This window comes from Halomonas elongata, from assembly GCF_029081005.1.
Taxonomy (GTDB): domain Bacteria; phylum Pseudomonadota; class Gammaproteobacteria; order Pseudomonadales; family Halomonadaceae; genus Halomonas; species Halomonas elongata_B.
This window is the reverse complement of sequence record NZ_JAJQTQ010000044.1, coordinates 1-17,917: the sequence shown is the minus strand read 5'-3', so window position 1 is coordinate 17,917 and position 17,917 is coordinate 1. Positions and strand designations below refer to the sequence as shown.

The 17,917-nt window shown below is 63.4% G+C and carries 10 protein-coding genes; 5 read left to right on the top strand and 5 right to left on the bottom strand.

The annotated features are described in order from the left end of the window. Positions 1 to 9: 9 nt before the first annotated feature. Positions 10 to 6,537: an Ig-like domain-containing protein gene (locus LU493_RS19000; protein WP_275289382.1), complete on the top strand. Its 6,528-nt coding sequence runs from the start codon at positions 10 to 12 to the stop codon at positions 6,535 to 6,537. 64 nt (positions 6,538 to 6,601) lie between these two features. Further along, positions 6,602 to 6,946 carry a tryptophan synthase subunit beta like protein gene (locus tag LU493_RS18995; RefSeq protein WP_275289381.1) on the top strand — a complete coding sequence of 115 codons (345 nt, stop codon included), beginning with the start codon at positions 6,602 to 6,604 and terminating at the stop codon, positions 6,944 to 6,946. 88 nt (positions 6,947 to 7,034) lie between these two features. On the opposite strand, the gene LU493_RS18990 is transcribed toward LU493_RS18995, so the two are convergent. From LU493_RS18990 to LU493_RS18970, 5 genes are all read right to left on the bottom strand, one after another. Continuing rightward, complete coding sequence (locus LU493_RS18990) at positions 7,035 to 8,957, bottom strand: bifunctional diguanylate cyclase/phosphodiesterase (RefSeq protein WP_275289380.1); 1,923 nt, start codon at positions 8,955 to 8,957, stop codon at positions 7,035 to 7,037. A 4-nt stretch (positions 8,958 to 8,961) separates the two neighbouring features. Next, complete coding sequence (locus LU493_RS18985; protein WP_275289379.1) at positions 8,962 to 9,681, bottom strand: transglutaminase-like cysteine peptidase; 720 nt, start codon at positions 9,679 to 9,681, stop codon at positions 8,962 to 8,964. 101 nt (positions 9,682 to 9,782) lie between these two features. Next, the gene (locus LU493_RS18980) at positions 9,783 to 10,946 is read right to left on the bottom strand and encodes a cation diffusion facilitator family transporter (protein WP_275289378.1); all 1,164 of its coding nucleotides are present in this window, start codon (positions 10,944 to 10,946) and stop codon (positions 9,783 to 9,785) included. 6 nt (positions 10,947 to 10,952) lie between these two features. After that, positions 10,953 to 12,116 (bottom strand): 1-acyl-sn-glycerol-3-phosphate acyltransferase, encoded by a 1,164-nt coding sequence (locus tag LU493_RS18975; protein WP_275289377.1) that lies wholly within the window; start codon positions 12,114 to 12,116, stop codon positions 10,953 to 10,955. A gap of 25 nt (positions 12,117 to 12,141) precedes the next feature. Continuing rightward, positions 12,142 to 13,074: a recombination-associated protein RdgC gene (locus LU493_RS18970; RefSeq protein WP_275289376.1), complete on the bottom strand. Its 933-nt coding sequence runs from the start codon at positions 13,072 to 13,074 to the stop codon at positions 12,142 to 12,144. Between the two features lie 154 nt (positions 13,075 to 13,228). Between LU493_RS18970 and LU493_RS18965 the strand changes: the two genes are divergently transcribed. The 3 genes from LU493_RS18965 (at position 13,229) to serC (ending at position 17,715) form a co-directional block, all read left to right on the top strand. Continuing rightward, on the top strand, positions 13,229 to 13,651 hold the full coding sequence (locus LU493_RS18965; RefSeq protein ID WP_275289375.1) for an acyl-CoA thioesterase: 423 nt from the start codon (positions 13,229 to 13,231) through the stop codon (positions 13,649 to 13,651). Between the two features lie 225 nt (positions 13,652 to 13,876). Next, complete coding sequence (gene gyrA / locus LU493_RS18960; protein WP_275289374.1) at positions 13,877 to 16,579, top strand: DNA gyrase subunit A; 2,703 nt, start codon at positions 13,877 to 13,879, stop codon at positions 16,577 to 16,579. 17 nt (positions 16,580 to 16,596) lie between these two features. Beyond that, the gene (gene serC, locus LU493_RS18955) at positions 16,597 to 17,715 is read left to right on the top strand and encodes a 3-phosphoserine/phosphohydroxythreonine transaminase (RefSeq protein ID WP_275289373.1); all 1,119 of its coding nucleotides are present in this window, start codon (positions 16,597 to 16,599) and stop codon (positions 17,713 to 17,715) included. The last annotated feature ends 202 nt before the right edge of the window (positions 17,716 to 17,917 follow it).

The following is a 17,917-nucleotide window of genomic DNA, read 5'->3' as shown; positions in this document are numbered from 1 at the left end:
ACGCTGACGGTGACCATCAATGGCGCCACCGACGGTCCGCCGACGGTGGATATCGACGATAACGCGCCGAACGCCGAGGGCGCCGACCATAGCGTGGTGGAAGCCACCGGCAACACCATCAGTGGCACGGCCACGGTGGGCGCCGAGGCCGGTATCGATAGCGTGACCGTCAATGGCACTGATATCACCGATGCCAGCAACACCCCGGTGTCCTTCCAGGGTGACGAAGGCACGCTGACCATTACCGGCTATGATGCGGCCACCGGTGAGATCACTTACGACTACACCGAGGACGGCGACGCCGAGGACCATGGCAACGGCGAGATCCTCGACCGCTTCGATCTCGAGGTCACCGACCTGGCCGGCGAATCCACCACGGATAGCCTGGATATCCGTATCGAGGACACCGAGCCGAGCGCCGACGACGACAGCGCCGAGGTGGGTGAAGATGACACCTCTCCGGCGACCGGCAATGTGCTGGATAACGACACCGAGAGTGCCGATACGCCCAGCGGTGTGGTCTTTACCGATACCGGCGCGAGCTACGGCAGCTTTGTCGATAACGGCGACGGCAGCTGGTCCTACCAGGTCGATACCACCAACGGCGCCGTCCAGGCGTTGGATGACGGTGACACACTTACCGAGACCTTCGAGTACACCCTGACCGATGCCGATGGCGACACCAGCACGGCGACGCTGACGGTGACCCTCAATGGCGCCACCGACGGCCCGCCGACGGTGGATATCGACGACAACGCACTGAACGTCGAGGGCGCCGACCATAGCGTGGTGGAAGCCACCGGCAACACCATCAGTGGCACGGCCACGGTGGGCGCCGAGGCCGGTATCGATAGCGTGACCGTCGATGGCCAGGACATCACCGATGCCAGCAACAATCCGGTCACCCTGCAGGGTGACGAAGGCACGCTGACCATCACCGGCTATGATGCCGCCACGGGTGAGATCACCTACGACTACACCGAGGACGGCGACGCCGAGGACCATGGCAGCGGCGAGATCCTGGATCAGTTCACGCTGGGCGTGACCGACCTGGCCGGCGAGTCCACCACGGACAGCCTGGATATCCGTATCGAGGATACGGAACCGGCGGCCAGCGATGACACTGCGGCCATCGGGGAAGATGACACCTCCCCGGCGACCGGCAATGTGCTGGACAACGATACCGAAAGCGCCGATACCCCGAGTGCCATCAGCTTCGACGCCGATGACGTGGCCGCGGCCCAGTACGGCAGCTTTGTCGATAACGGCGACGGCAGCTGGTCCTACCAGGTCGACACCACCAATGGCGCGGTTCAGGCGCTGGACGATGACGAGTTCCTGACGGAAACCTTCGAGTACACCCTGACCGATGCCGATGGCGATACCAGCACGGCGACGCTGACGGTGACCATCAATGGCGCCACCGACGGTCCGCCGACGGTGGATATCGACGATAACGCGCCGAACGCCGAGGGCGCCGATCACAGCGTGGTCGAGGCGACCGGCAACACCATCAGCGGCAGTGCCACGGTGGGCGCCGAGGCCGGCATCGATAGCGTGACCGTCAATGGCAGCGATATCACCGATGCCAGCAACACTCCGGTGACCCTGCAGGGGGACGAAGGCACCCTGACCATCACCGGCTATAACGCCGCCACCGGTGAGATCACCTACGACTACACCGAGGATGGCGATGCCGAGGACCATAGCGGTGGCGAGATCCTGGATCAGTTCACGCTGGGCGTGACCGACCTGGCCGGCGAGTCCACCACGGACAGCCTGGATATCCGTATCGAGGATACGGAACCGGCGGCCAGCGATGACAGCGCGGCCATCGGCGAGGACGCCACCTCTCCGGTTACCGGCAATGTGCTGGATAACGACACCGAGAGTGCCGATACGCCCAGCGGTGTGGTCTTTACCGATACCGGCGCGAGCTACGGCAGCTTTGTCGATAACGGCGACGGCAGCTGGTCCTACCAGGTCGATACCACCAACGGCGCGGTTCAGGCGCTGGACGATGACGAGTTCCTGACGGAAACCTTCGAGTACACCCTGACCGATGCCGATGGCGACACCAGCACGGCGACGCTGACGGTGACCCTCAATGGCGCCACCGACGGCCCGCCGACGGTGGATATCGACGACAACGCGCCGAACGTCGAGGGCGCCGACCATAGCGTGGTGGAAGCCACCGGCAACACCATCAGTGGCACGGCTACGGTGGGTGCCGAGGCCGGCATCGACAGCGTGACCGTCAATGGCAGCGATATCACCGATGCCAGCAACACTCCGGTGACCCTGCAGGGGGACGAAGGCACCCTGACCATCACCGGCTATAACGCCGCCACCGGTGAGATCACCTACGACTACACCGAGGATGGCGATGCCGAGGACCATAGCGGTGGCGAGATCCTGGATCAGTTCACGCTGGGCGTGACCGACCTGGCCGGCGAGTCCACCACGGACAGCCTGGATATCCGTATCGAGGATACGGAACCGGCGGCCAGCGATGACAGCGCGGCCATCGGCGAGGACGCCACCTCTCCGGTCACCGGCAATGTGCTGGGTAACGACACCGAAAGCGCGGATACGCCCAGTGAGGTGGTCTTTACCGACACCAGCGCGAGCTACGGCAGCTTTGTCGATAACGGCGACGGCAGCTGGTCCTACCAGGTCGATACCACCAACGGCGCGGTTCAGGCGCTGAATGATGGTGAGTTCCTGACGGAAACCTTCGAGTACACCCTGACCGATGCCGATGGCGACACCAGCACGGCGACGCTGACGGTGACCCTCAATGGCGCCACCGACGGTCCGCCGACGGTGGATATCGACGATAACGCGCCGAACGCCGAGGGCGCCGATCACAGCGTGGTCGAGGCGACCGGCAACACCATCAGCGGCAGTGCCACGGTGGGCGCCGAGGCCGGCATCGATAGCGTGACCGTCAATGGCAGCGATATCACCGATGCCAGCAACACTCCGGTGACCCTGCAGGGGGACGAAGGCACCCTGACCATCACCGGCTATGATGCCGCCACGGGTGAGATCACCTACGACTACACCGAGGACGGCGACGCCGAGGACCATGGCAACGGCGAGATCCTCGACCGCTTCGATCTCGAGGTCACCGATGTGGCCGGCGAGTCCAGCGAAGACACGCTGGATATCCGTATCGAGGATACGGAACCGGCGGCCAGCGATGACAGCGCGGCCATCGGGGAAGATGACACCTCCCCGGCGACCGGCAATGTGCTGGACAACGATACCGAGAGTGCCGATACCCCGAGTGCCATCAACTTCGATGCCGATGACGTGGCCGCCGCTCAGTACGGCAGCTTTGTCGATAACGGTGACGGCAGCTGGTCCTACCAGGTCGATACCACCAATGGCGCCGTCCAGGCGCTGGACGACGGCGAGGCGCTTACCGAGACCTTCGAGTACACCCTGACCGATGCCGATGGCGACACCAGCACGGCGACGCTGACGGTGACCCTCAATGGCGCCACCGACGGCCCGCCGACGGTGGATATCGACGATAACGCGCCGAACGCCGAGGGCGCCGATCACAGTGTGGTCGAGGCGACCGGCAATACCATCAGCGGCAGCGCCACGGTGGGCGCCGAGGCCGGTATCGATAGCGTGACCGTCGATGGCCAGGACATCACCGATGCCAGCAACAATCCGGTCACCCTGCAGGGTGACGAAGGCACGCTGACCATTACCGGCTATGATGCGGCTACCGGCGAGATCACCTACGACTACACCGAGGAAGGCGACGCCGAGGACCACAGTGCTGGCGAGATCCTCGACCAGTTCACGTTGGGCGTGACGGACCTGGCCGGCGAGTCCACCACGGACAGCCTGGATATCCGTATCGAGGATACGGAACCCGCGGCCAGTGATGACAGCGCGGCCATCGGCGAGGACGCCACCTCTCCGGCGACCGGCAATGTGCTGGATAACGACACCGAAAGCGCCGATACGCCCAGTGAGGTGGTCTTTACCGACACCAGCGCGAGCTACGGCAGCTTTGTCGATAACGGCGACGGCAGCTGGTCCTACCAGGTCGACACCACCAATGGCGCCGTCCAGGCCCTGGACGACGGCGAGACGCTCACCGAGACCTTCGAGTACACCCTGACCGATGCCGATGGCGACACCAGCACGGCGACGCTGACGGTGACCATCAACGGGCAGACCGACGGCCCGCCGACGGTGGATATCGACGACAACGCGCCGAACGTCGAGGGTGCCGATCACAGCGTGGTCGAGGCCACCGGCAATACCATCAGTGGCACGGCCACGGTGGGCGCCGAGGCCGGCATCGATAGCGTGACCGTCAATGGCACTGATATCACCGATGCCAGCAACACTCCGGTGACCCTGCAGGGTGACGAGGGCACGCTGACCATCACCGGCTATAACGCCGCCACCGGCGAGATCAGCTACGACTACACCGAGGACGGCGACGCCGAGAACCATGGCGACGGCGAGATCTTCGACCGTTTCGACCTCGAGGTCACCGACCTGGCCGGCGAGTCGACCAGCGACAGCCTGGATATCCGCATCGAGGACACCGAGCCCGAGGCCAGTGATGACAGCACAACCACCGAGGAGGATACCTCGGTGACCTATAACGTCCTGGCCAACGATGATCAGGGCGCCGATGGCTCGACCGTGACCTCGGCCAGTCTGGCGACGGCGTCTGAAGGTACCGGGACGGTATCGTTCGACGAGAATACCGGTGAGGTGACCTTTGCGCCTGCGTCCGGTTTCGAAGGTGATGTGGTCATCGACTACACCATCACCGATGCCGACGGAGATACCAGCAGCGCGCAGTTGCACGTAACGGTCAATGAGGACTCCAAACCCGTACTGTCAGCGCTCGAGGGAAGCGATGGCGTGGTCGATGAGGCCGGCCTGCAGGATGGCAGTCGTCCGGGGGATGGCTCCAACGTCACCAGTGGCACCTTCGGTGCAACGGTCGGCAACGATTCGCCGAGCAACTTGACGATCGGAGGCGTGAACGCCAATGGTGGTGGGGTATTCCAGGGTGAATACGGCACTCTCGAAGTGACCGACAACGGCGACGGCGAATATGGCTGGACCTATACCCTGACCGATAATTCTACCGAGCATTTCAGCCAGGGTACCGGGATCGATGGTGTCCAGGATGTCTTCGATATCGAGCTCGCCGATAGCGAAGGTGACACCACCAGTGGTGCGCTGAACATCGATATCATCGACGATGTGCCGTCAGTGGGCACGCCGACCGGGCAGGTCTCGGTGGCCGTCAGCGAACAGAGCATTGGTGACCTGGAAGCCCGCTGGGAGAATGTCACGACCACCGGGAACTGGTGGGAAGGCCGTCTCAAGGAATCCGAAGGCGGTGAGGATGGTATCTCCATGACATGGGGAGGAACCTATGCCGACCAGCGTTCAGGGTATGACTTCGAGTATGCCGATGGCGTCAATGATGCCGCCGGAGTGCCCACGGATGCCCTGTTCTCGCTGGGAACACTGACGCACAATAACTTCCCGATCTATAACGATCCGCAGGTACTGGATACCGTTGATCTGGTAGTAGAGTTCACCGTGGAGATCGATGGTGTGCCGACGTCCGTCGAGACGACCATCGCCCTGGAACACACGGAGACACCGAACACCGGCTCGGACCATCGCGATATCATGCGGATCGCCAACCCCGACCAGGAGCAGATGATCACCGTGGGCGATCGGGAATTCGTGCTCAGTATCGAAGGCTTCCGCGATGCCAATGGCGATCTGGTGGATACCGTTCGTACCTACGAGAACGGTTCCACATCCTTCGACCTTTACGCCAAGGTGTCGTCCACCGATGATCTGCCGACGGCATCCGGCACCATCGCCGACGATATCGATGGCTGGGGAGCCGATGACCAGGAAGAGGGTGAAAGCCTGGTCTGGCAGGGCGGCGTCGAGAATGGCGTCATTCAGGGCGAGTACGGTGAAATAACGGTCGCCGAGGACGGTAGCTACACCTACGAGCTCAGCCGGGATGTTCGCGATGGCATGGACGTTGGCGAGACCCTGACCGAGAGCTTCACCTACACGCTGACGGATGACGATGGCGATCAGGTTCAGGGTACGCTGGAACTGACACTCAACGGTGAGGCGAACAACGTCCAGGTGAATGCCCAGGCAGCTTCGCCGCGGAGCCTGAATATCCTGAACTTCGAGGAGTTCAGCCTGGCCCCGGAAGGCGAGGGCGCCACGACCGACGTGGCCGCGTCCGAGAATGACGGTGCCACGGAGGATGCACAGGAGGAGAGCGTCGAGACGACGTCCGCCGAAGTGTCGGGCGAGGAGAGCCAGGCGCTCCAGGCCGAGGACCTGCTGAGTGATGGCGATGAGGACCTCTTCGCCGACAGCGACCCGGTCGGGCCTCCTCAGCATGCCGAGTCGTCGAGGCATCATGGCCAGGAAGGCAAGTCGGTGGGGCCGGGCCACGACGAGAAAGTGGTCGATATCCCGCACAACCCGATCGAGTGAGGCGGCTTGCCGCTTCCTCGGCGGGCTGGGATGATGGCCCAACGACAATCATCGGAACGATGCCATGTACGTCAAGCGTGACGAACGAGGACATATCCAGCAGGTCAGCCGGGAGCCGACGGCCGAGTGCGAGGAGTTTCTCGCCGCCGACTCCCGGGAGTTGCTGACCTTCATGATGGAAGGCGAGGCAAGCGAGGAAACGACTCACTTTCAGGCCTCCGACCTGGCCTTCGTGCGGGTGCTGGAAGACGTCATTCAACTGCTCATGGACAAGGGCGTGATCAGCTTCGTCGAACTGCCCGAGGCGGCTCAGGAGAAGGTGCTGGAGCGCCAGAGGTTGCGTCGACGCCTCGTCGAAGGGCTTGATCTGGTGTCGTCGAGTGATGATGAGGATGATGAAATCATCTAGGGAAGCCGGTTCATCGGTATGCTGGCAAGAAAGCCACCGGTCCTAGGGCCGGCGGCTTTCTTTCGTGAAGGCTACACCCCGATGAGGCTCATTGGCCGGAGGCATCGCCCGGTGTGGCAGAGCGCACGCCGGGACCGGTGACGCCATCCAGGCCGAGTTCGAATAATGTCGGGACCTGTGCCGGGTCGGCCACGCCCTCGGCGATCGCCAGCATGCCCACGGAGTGACACAGGGTGGCCATGCCGCGCAGGATGCCGCGTTGCTCGTGGCTGTTCTCGATGTCAGTCGTCAGGCCTTCCTCGAATTTCAGGTAGTCGAGCCCCAGATCATGCAGGTCGGCGATCCGCGTGACATTGGCGCCGACATGCTCGAGACCGATGCGGCACCCCAGTGGTCGCAGTTCCCGGCAAAAGCTGCGCAGGCTGGTCAGCTCCCGGACGGCCAACGCTTCGGGGACTTCCAGCCAGAGTTCGGTAGCGGCTTCGGGATGAGCCTGCAAGCGCGCCTGCAGTTCCAGCACGAAACGGGCGTCACGGATCGAGGCGGCACTGAGGTTGATGCCCACGGGATCGCCGTGCTCGACGATGTGCTTCAAGGAAGCCTCGACCACGCTGAGATCCAGCTCGGCCTCGAGTCCCAGGCGTGTGATCCAGGGCATGAAGATACCGGCATTGCGCCATTGCCCATCGAGATACAGCCGGGACGGGCTTTCCATGTGAAGCAGCCGGCCTCGATCGTCCAGAACCGGGAAGCGTGCCAGTTGAACCCCTTCTTGCATGGCGGCCTGCAGGGCATCGCGCCAGGCGGCATGACCGGTGAACAGGCGATCATGCTTTTCCGCCACGATGTTCAGGCGCTGCTGACCCTGTGCTTCGGCGTCGGCAAGGGCGCCATCGAGGGCGGACAACACGTCCGATTGCCGATCTTCCGGACCATAGAGGGCGAGGGCGCCGGGCAAGCTCAACGGGATAGATGCATCCTGCGTCCAGACGGCCAGATGGCGATGAAGATCGTGACGGATGTCGTCGATATCATCCACGCCCGGTAGCAGTAGCGCGAAATCGCTGCCATTGAGGCGCCCTACCAACCCATCGGCATGGTCTTCCGCCAGACGTTCGAGCGTTCGGACCAGTCCGGCGAGGCGGCGGTCGGTTTCGGCGTACCCGAGCCGTTCGTTGAGTTCGGCGAGATGAGCCACGCGAATCAGCGCCAGGATGCCGCCGGCACGGTAGTCCTGACTTTGCAGGTGCACGCCGAGGCGTTCCAGGAAGGTGGTGCGCCCGAGCGCGCCGGTCACGCCATCGTGCTGCAGACGCCGGCGCAGAGCGTCGAGGCGTTGCCCTTCCTTGCCGAGTTGCTCGCCGACCACCGTGGACAGACGGTTCATCGCCTGCACCACCTCGCGGAGTTCGCGGGTGCGCGGTTCATCGGCGGTGGTAAAGCGGCGTTGGGCGATGTCCTGCGCCTGGGAGATGACCGCCTGAAGAGGGCGGCGGATACCGCGTACCAGCCACCAGGCCAGGGCCAGGCTGATGAGGCCGGCCAGCAGAAACCAGCCAGCAAGTGCCAGGGTACCGTGCCACAGCGAACGGTAGGCGAAGCCGTGTTGTCCTTCGAGTGTCAGGGTGGCGAATTGTCGCCAACCGTCCTGAATGCCTGCCTGGCCCGGTGGTACGTCGAAGTCGATCACGTCAACGAACCAGCCAGGGACTCCGTCGATGCCTGCTTCGGCCTGACGACGCTCGATGAGCTCACCGGAAGGGGTGCGTAGCTCGATGAGCCGATAGTGCCCGGTATCGAACTGCGCCGATACGAGCAACTCCAGGGTGACGTCGTCCTTGGGCATCTGCGTCATGGTCAGCGCCAGGGCATTGGCATTGTCGGCGTTCTTGAGGCGAATTTCCCGTTCGATGTAATCGTGACTCGAGGTCACGCCGATGAACAGGCTGCCGCCGAAGGCCAGCACGAGTAGCCCCAGGATGATCAGCCATAGTTGTTTGACGAGTGACATCCGGTTATCTCCCCAGGGTGAATCCTTGTTGTCGCATGCGGTCGATGACGTTGCGCCAGCGTGAAAGACGGTCGACGGGGTCGGCGCGTGACTGACTGGAGCCGCGGGTCCAGAGTCCGTTGCCGTTGAAGCTGAACAAGGGGTCGAGATCGGTGCGCTGACCGGCGGGTACGATGCTCGGTTGCATGTTGTCCAGAATCAGGGGCTCGCCCCCCGGCGTCGCGTAGTAGCCCAATACCATGTGTGCCTGCGTCGTCTGGCTGCGTCCCAGGTGTGCGCGGACATAGATCAGGCGCAGGCGTCGTTCGGCGACGCCGAGCTGTCGCAGAGTCGCGTACTTGCCGATGGTGTAATCCTCACAGTCACCTTCGCCGCGGGCCAGCGTCTCGAGTGGGGTGGCCCAGTAATCCTTCTGATTCCAGATATCGATGTCATCGAGCCAGCGAACGCGACGGTTGAAGAAGTCGTTGACGGCGCGGAGCCGGGTATCGGTATCGCTGTCGTCGAGCCGGTCGAGAAGGTGCAGCCATTCCTCGAGGATCGCCAGGCCGTGCTCCCCATAGGCCTCACGCATGCTGCGCCGCAACTGGTCATGGTCGAGACCCGCCGAGAGGCGAGTGCGGGGCCAGCCCAGCAGGGTGTTCCCGATCAGCAGTCCGCCGAGCGTTACCAGTAGACGGCGACGCGTGAGCGCTGGAGAGAGAAGGCGTGGCGGGTCGGCCATGAGGATGAGCGTCGATCGATCAATCAATAAATGAGCGTTCGCTCAAGTCTAGGGATGAGAGCAGGGGAATGCGAGCATGGAGCGCGATCACGGGCGGGCCTTCAGCCCTTGCCCGGTCCTTGCCAGACTCTCAGGCGGCCCACCCAGGTCAGCGAGTGCGAAGCGTCGCGAAGGCTCCGGGCGGCGTCATCGAGCGTCTGGTCCTCGGGCAGGGCGTGAATGTAGATCGAGACATCGACATGATCATCGATATAGTGCAGATCCAGCGCGACTCGGTCGTGCCAGGCCGCGATTCCCTGCCAGGCCTCGTCCAGAATGCCTTCGATATCGGCGCGCAGGGGCAGACCGGGGCGCAGACTGTGCTCGGTTTCGCCGGCATCGTCCTGAGGATCGATATGGAAGGTGACATCGAACAGGTTGGGAAAGACATCACGCAGTCGGCGGCTGACGGCATTGCCGATTTCATGGGCCTCGGAGACGGTCACCCTGGGCGGCACCACGATATGCAGGTCGAGGAGTACTTCGCCACCGATCCGTCGAGTGCGCAGGTCATGCACGCCCTCGACGCCGGGAACCTGCATGGCGGCATCGTGCAGGGTTCGCTGGTCGTCCTCGGGCAGGGCCGTGTCGACCAGCTCCTGACCGGATTCCCACAGCAGGCGACCGCCCACCTGGCCGACCATCACGCCGACCACGATGGCCGCCGCGGCATCCATCCAGCCGATGCCGATCTGGGCTGCCAGTAGGCCGATCAGCACGACCAGTGTCGAGAGAGCATCGGAGCGAGAATGCCAGGCGTTGGCTTCCAGCAGTCGTGAGTCAACGCGCCTGGCGATGCGCAGGGTGTAGCGGAAGATCCATTCCTTGGCCAGCAGCGCGATGACAGCAACGCCGATGGCCCAGAGGCCGGGAGCCGTGGAGATATCGCCGGCCAGAAGACGGGTCAGGCTGGCCCAGGCGATGCCGCCGGCGATGAAGATCAGCATGCCGCCAAGCCATAGGGTGGCCAACGTCTCGATGCGCCCATGCCCATAGGGGTGATCGTCGTCCGGCGCCTGGCGCCCGAAGTGGGTAGCCGCGATCACGAAGAGGTCGGTGACGATGTCGGAAAAGGAATGGATTCCGTCGGCGATCAAGGCGGCCGAACCGACCAGCCAGCCGGCGACCAGCTTGGCCAGACCCACCACCAGGTCGATAGCGGCGCCGATCAGTGTGACCTTGTGGGCCTCACGGGCCTGTGCCGAACGTTCCTGGATGGTGGTCATGGGACGTCACTCCCTGGTGGCGCGGTTGCGTACCGGGTTGGCGTACTGGGTCAGCCACCAGTCGCGCAGCTCCTCGGGGACGTCCGCCAGGCGGGCCTGGAAGCGGGCGCGATCGGCATCGGTAACCTCGCTCATGTCGAGCAGGTGGGGGGCGTCGCCCAGTGCCTCGAGTGCCAGATAGTGGCTGGGAAACAGATGATAGCCCGCGAGTACCTGACGGTCGATCTCCCTGGCCACGGCTTCGGGGGTGTCGAAGTCGGCACTCAACGGGGTGCCGAAACGCAGGTGCACCCGGCCTTTCTGGCCGGTGATGCCGGCGACGATGGAGCGGATGTCCTCGAACTCGCTCTTCTCGTAGTTGCCGCTGGCATTGACGGCATGCAGTTCACGTGCCTTCTGCACATCGCAGGGATCGTATTCGTAGCTGATCGAGACCGGTACCAGGCGCAGTTCGGCGATGGCGTCGCCGGTGCCCGCCTGGCGTTCGGCGCCTCGCCTTGCCATGGTCAGCATCTTGATGATCGCCGGATCGGTCTGGTCGATGCCGTCCTTGGCACGCCCCTCGCGCTGGGCCATCCAGATCGAATGGTTGTCTTCGGTGATGGAGTGGCGAATATAGGCGGAAAGCTTCTGATAGGCGGCCAGCATGGCGCGCTTGCCCCGCGCGCTGCGTGGCACGATGAAGCTCTTGTTGAGGCGCATCAGGTCATTGACGTATGGCTTCTGGAGCAGGTTGTCGCCGATGGCGATGCGCACCGTGTCGCGTCCGGCGAGATACAGGGCGTAATTGACGAAGGCCGGATCGAGCGAGATATCGCGGTGGTTGCCGATGAAGAGATAGGCGGTACGGGAATCCAGCTGCTCGAGGCCATCGGCTCGGAAATCCGTCGTCGAGTTGCGGATCATGCGCTGCATGTAGCCGGCGATGCGATGCTGAAAGGTACTGATGTCGCTGACGTCGCGCACCTCGCGGCGAATGGCGAAGCTGGCGATGGTGCGGGACAGTCGTGGCATCAAGCGTGCCAGGCGCGGCAGCCGAAAGCGGGTGAGGGCGTCCAGCAGTTCCGGATCCCTGGCCAGTCGTGTGAGAACATCGGCCACCTCCTCGTCCTGATAGGGGCGAATCTCGGCCCAGGGATCGTCGGAGAGCGTCGCTTGAGTGTTGTTCATTGGATGCGGCCGTGGTCGGTGTCGGTCATGCGGATGAGGCAGTGTCCGCCGGGCTGGATTCTCCACCCAACCAGGCGAGTAGTCGCTCGATGCTCTCGGCCAGTGCCTGAGTCATCAGCAGGAAATCGGTCTCCAGACGAACCAGGGCATCGTCCCCATCATCCGACTGGGAGGCTTCGTCGATCAGGGCGTCGTCGAAATTCAGGCTTTTGACGGCTAGATCGTCGTGCAACACGAAACTCAGACGGCCTTCGAGGGTCAGTGCCAGCTTGCTGGCTTGCCGGCCGCCTTCCAGCAGTTGCTGAATTTCGTCGCTGTCCAGATCCACCTGGCGGGCCCGAAGCACCCCATCATCGCCCTTGGCCTTGAGTTCCACCTGATCGCCGAGCTGAAGGTCGGCGGGGCGCGAGGCCGGGTCACCGAGCCAGGTCGTCATGGCGCGCATGGGCAGCGTCTGGCTCGCCAGGGGGGTGACACGCAGGCTGCCCAGTGTTTCGCGCAGCAGGTCGAGGACTTCTTCGGCACGTTTGCGGCTGCTGGTATTGACGGCGATCAAGCCACGCCGAGTGTCCCACCAGAGGTCGACCTTCTGGCTACGCACGAAGGCACGGGGCAGCAACTCCTCGTAGATCTGCTCCTTGAGCGTGAGCTTTTCCTGTCGACGCAGCTTGCGCCCTTCGGCGGTCTCAAGGGCATCGACGCGCTCCTCGAGCTCTTCACGCACCACGGCAGCCGGCAGCAGGCGTTCCTGACGCAGTGCCGTCAGCAGCCGCTGGCCCTGGAGTTCATGGAGCCGTTGGGTGCCGGCTCGGCCGGCCGGGGCGCACCAGCCGAGGCGCCGTGCCTCGCTTCCTCCCAGCGGGCGGAAGGCCTGGGCTTCCAGAGCCGCCTCCAGGTCGGTTGGGGCGAGCTCGGGGGCGCCGTGCAGGCGATAGAGATGCAAGTGCTTGAACCACATGGAGCCTTTCCTGCATGCAAAGGACGCACATTATGGCGAAAGGGAGGCGACGGTGCCAGCGGCGGTCGAGGGGTTTCTGATTCAAACGAGAGTTTGAAAGCGTATCGAGGACATGACTAGAATCGATCCTTTATCGACGAATGAGGTATCACGAATGGATTCCCGTTGCTCCACCGTCCGGTTGCGTGTCCGAGGCTATCATCTGGATGGCTATGGCCACGTCAACAATGCTCGTTATCTGGAATTCCTGGAAGAGGGCCGTTGGGCCTATTTCGACGAGCGCTCCGACCTGGCCAGTGTCATCCAGCGTGGCGATGTGGCGTTCGTGGCCGTCAACCTGAACATCGACTATCGGCGTGCGGCCCTGGCCGGTGATGACCTGAAGGTAGTCACCGGACTCGCCGAGCTCGGCACGCGTAGCGCGAAGATGCATCAGGAAGTGCGTCGTGACCGCGATGACAAGCTGGTGGCCAGCGCCGACCTGACCTTCGTGTTGCTCGATGTGAAGAGCAACAGGGCCGTCGCCATCGAGGGGGAATTGCGCGATGTCATGGCGCCGTTGGTAATCGCGCAATAGCACGCTGCTTTGCCTCGCCCGGAATGGTATGATGTGGCGCTGATATGACGCGCCAGGGAGTCGCCGGAGACTTGACGGAAGGGTGAGGCGCATTGTCGTGCCGACAGTCGGGATGATGCCCACGATACGTCTTGCCTTGTCCATGTCGTCGTTCGACGGTGGCGCTCCCTGTGTCACGGCCTCGTGACGCGCTTACCTGTCGCAGTGCAAAGGATTCGACGACCCATGGGTGACATCGCCAGAGAGATTCTGCCAGTCAACATCGAGGACGAGCTCAAGCAGTCGTACCTCGATTACGCGATGAGCGTGATCATCGGCCGTGCGCTGCCTGACGTGCGCGATGGCCTGAAGCCCGTGCACCGGCGCGTACTTTACGCGATGCACGAGCTCGGCAATGACTGGAACAAGGCCTACAAGAAGTCGGCGCGTGTCGTCGGTGATGTAATCGGTAAGTATCACCCCCACGGTGACAGCGCCGTCTACGATACCATCGTGCGCATGGCGCAGGACTTCTCGATGCGCCACGTGCTGGTCGATGGCCAGGGCAACTTCGGGTCCATCGATGGCGACAATGCGGCCGCCATGCGTTATACCGAGGTGCGCATGGCTCGCCTGGCTCACGAGCTGCTGGCGGATCTGGAGAAGGATACCGTCGACTGGGTCGACAACTACGATGGCACCGAGCGTATCCCGGATGTGCTGCCGACCAAGCTCCCCAACCTGCTGGTCAATGGTTCCTCGGGCATCGCCGTGGGCATGGCGACCAATATTCCGCCCCACAACATGGTGGAGGTGATCGACGGTTGCCTGGCCTTGATCGACGACTACACCCTTTCCGTCGATGACCTCATGGAATACATCCCCGGGCCGGATTTCCCCACCGGGGGCATCATCAACGGTCGGGCCGGGATTCTCGAGGCCTATCGCACCGGCCGTGGTCGCATCTATGTGCGGGCTCGCCATACTATCGAGCATGACGAGAAAAGCGGTCGTGACCACATCATCGTCACCGAGTTGCCGTATCAGGTGAACAAGGCGCGGCTGATCGAGAAGATCGCCGAGCTGGTCAAGGACAAGAAGATCGACGGCATCGCCGAGTTGCGCGACGAGTCCGACAAGGAAGGGTTGCGGGTCGTCATCGAGGTCAAGCGTGGCGAGTCCGGCGACGTCGTGGTCAACAACCTCTTCGCCCAGACGCAGCTGCAGAACGTCTTCGGCATCAACATGGTGGCCCTGGATGGCGGCGAGCCGCGCACGCTCAATATCAAGGAAGTGCTCGAGGCCTTCATCCGTCATCGCCGCGAGGTGGTGACCCGCCGGACCCTGTTCGAGCTCAAGAAGGCCCGCGAGCGTGGCCATATCCTCGAGGGGTTGACGGTCGCGATCTCCAACATCGACGAGGTGATCGAGCTGATCAAGGCCTCGCCCTCGGCCAACGAGGCCAGGGAGAAACTGCTCGCCAGGAACTGGGCACCCGGCCAGGTGACCGGGATGCTGGAGCGTGCCGGTGCCACTTCCTGCAAGCCCGAGGACCTCGAAGAGGGATTCGGGCTGGACACGGCGGGCAAGGAATATCGTCTATCGCCGGCCCAGGCCCAGGCCATCCTCGAACTGCGTCTGCATCGCCTGACTGGCCTTGAGACCGAGAAGCTGCTCGACGAGTATCTGGGCATCCTGGAGAAGATCGCCGAGCTCACCAGGATCCTGGCGTCCGCCGATCGCCTGCTGGAAGTGATCCGCGAGGAACTGGTGGCCGTACGCGACCAGTTCGGCGAGACGCGTCGCACCGAGATCCAGGCCAGCCATCTGGATCTGTCCATCGAGGACCTGATCGCCGAGGAGGACATGGTGGTCACGGTGTCCCGATCGGGCTACGCCAAGACCCAGCCGCTTTCCGATTACCAGGCTCAGCGGCGCGGCGGTCGAGGAAAGTCGGCGACGTCCATGAAGGACGAAGACGTCATCGAGCACCTGCAGGTGGCCTCGACCCACGACACCGTGCTGCTGTTCTCCAACCGCGGCAAGGTCTACTGGTTGAAGGTCTACGAGATGCCGGCGGCGAGCCGTGGCTCCCGGGGCAAGCCCCTGGTCAACCTGCTGCCGCTGGAAGAGGATGAGTCGATCAATGCCATCCTGCCGGTGCACGATTATGATCCGGACTCCTATATCTTCTTTGCTACCGCCAAGGGTACGGTCAAGCGCACCAGCCTCGCGCAGTTCTCGCGTCCGCGCAGCGTGGGCTTGATCGCCATCGATCTGGAAGAGGGCGACCGCCTGGTGGGGGCGGCCATCACCGGTGGTTCGGATCATGCCATGCTGCTCTCTTCCAATGGCAAGGCGATCCGCTTCGATGAATCCGATGTGCGCGCCATGGGGCGGACCGCACGCGGCGTGCGAGGCATGCGCCTGCTCGATGGTGCCGAGGTGATCAGCCTGATCATCCCGCGCAGCCAGCGCATCGACGCCGAGGATCAGAGCAGTGAAGAAGCGGAAAGTGCCGAGCCGCTCGATGATGGTCAGATCTATATCCTCACCGCGTCGGAGAATGGCTACGGCAAGCGAACCCGTCTCGAGGAGTTCCCGCTGCGCGGTCGCGGTGGTCAAGGGGTGATTGCCATGCAGACCAGCGCGCGCAATGGCTCCCTGGTGGCCGCCATGCAGGTCTATGCCACCGACGAGATGATGCTGATCACCGACAAGGGCACCCTGGTGCGCACACGGGTCGATGAAGTCTCCATTTCGTCGCGAAACACCCAGGGCGTGATGTTGATTCGCCTGGGCGAGAGTGAATCGCTGGTCAAGACGGTGCGTATCGACGAGCCGGAGGCCACCGACGTCGTGGAAGGCGAGCTCGAGGACGGCGTGCCGACCGAGGCAGGGCCGACCACGGACGGCGAGAGCGACACGACCCAATCCTCGGACGAGTGAGAGGACTGACAACGCTGATGATACGTCATTTCAATTTCTGCGCCGGGCCGGCGGCGTTGCCCGAAGCGGTCCTGGCGAGGGCCCGCGACGAAATGCTGGACTACCGGGGGCGCGGTCTCTCGGTCATGGAAATGAGCCATCGCTCCAGCGATTATGCGGCGATTGCCGAACAGGCCGAGCGTGACCTGCGTGACCTGCTGGCGATCCCCGACAACTATCGGGTGCTGTTCACCCAGGGCGGAGCGACCCAGCAGTTCGCCGCCTTGCCCTATAATCTGCTGGGCAATGGCGGCACCGCCAATTTCGTGCAGACCGGCATCTGGGGAACGAAAGCCATCAAGGAGGCGCGTCACCTGTTCGGCAATGCGGTGGTGGCCGCCTCCAGCGAAACCAATGGCCATACGGCCGTGCCGCGACAGGAGGAGATCCTTCTGTCGTCGGATGCTGCCTACCTTCATTACACCGCGAACGAGACCATCGGCGGGCTCGAGTTTGACTATATCCCCGGCGGCGACACTGGCGGACCTCGTCGTCCCGATGGGGTCGAGGTGCCGCTGGCCTGCGACATGTCGTCCAGCATCCTGTCCGGGCCGCTGGATGTGTCCCGGTTCGGGATCATCTATGCCGGTGCCCAGAAGAATATCGGGCCGGCCGGCCTGGTGGTGGCCATCGTGCGCGATGATCTGCTCGATCGTGCCCGCGATGACATGCCCAACCTGTTCAGCTACCGGGCCCTGGCCGAGGCGGGGTCGATGATCAATACGCCGGCGACCTACAGCTGGTATCTGGCGGGACTGGTGTTCCAGTGGCTGAAGGAAGACATCGGTGGCCTGACCGCCATGGGGGCCATCAATGACCGCAAGGCGGCCAAGCTCTACGCGGCCATCGACACCAGCGAGTTCTATTCGAACCCGATCACGCCCCGCAACCGTTCGCGCATGAACGTCCCCTTCGTGCTGGCCGACTCACGCCTGGACGAGGCCTTCCTGGCCGAGAGCGAGGAGGCGGGGCTGCTCAACCTGAAGGGACATCGCAGCGTCGGGGGCATGCGGGCGAGTCTCTATAATGCGGTGCCGGAAGCGGCCGTGGATGCGCTCGTGAGTTTCATGGCCGATTTCGAGAAGCGCAAGGGTTGATCGGTCCGGCGGCATCCGGAGCTGTAAGCTATAACCGGGCTTCACCCGGAGCTGTAAGCCATAAGCTTTAAGCTGTAAGAAAAAACAAAAACCTTGTCCCCGGAAGTTTCGGAGGTATTCTCTGGCCGGCTTCCGGCTTCCGGCTTCCGGCTTCCGGCTTCCGGCTTCCGGCTTCCGGCTTCCGGCTTCCGGCTTCCGGCTT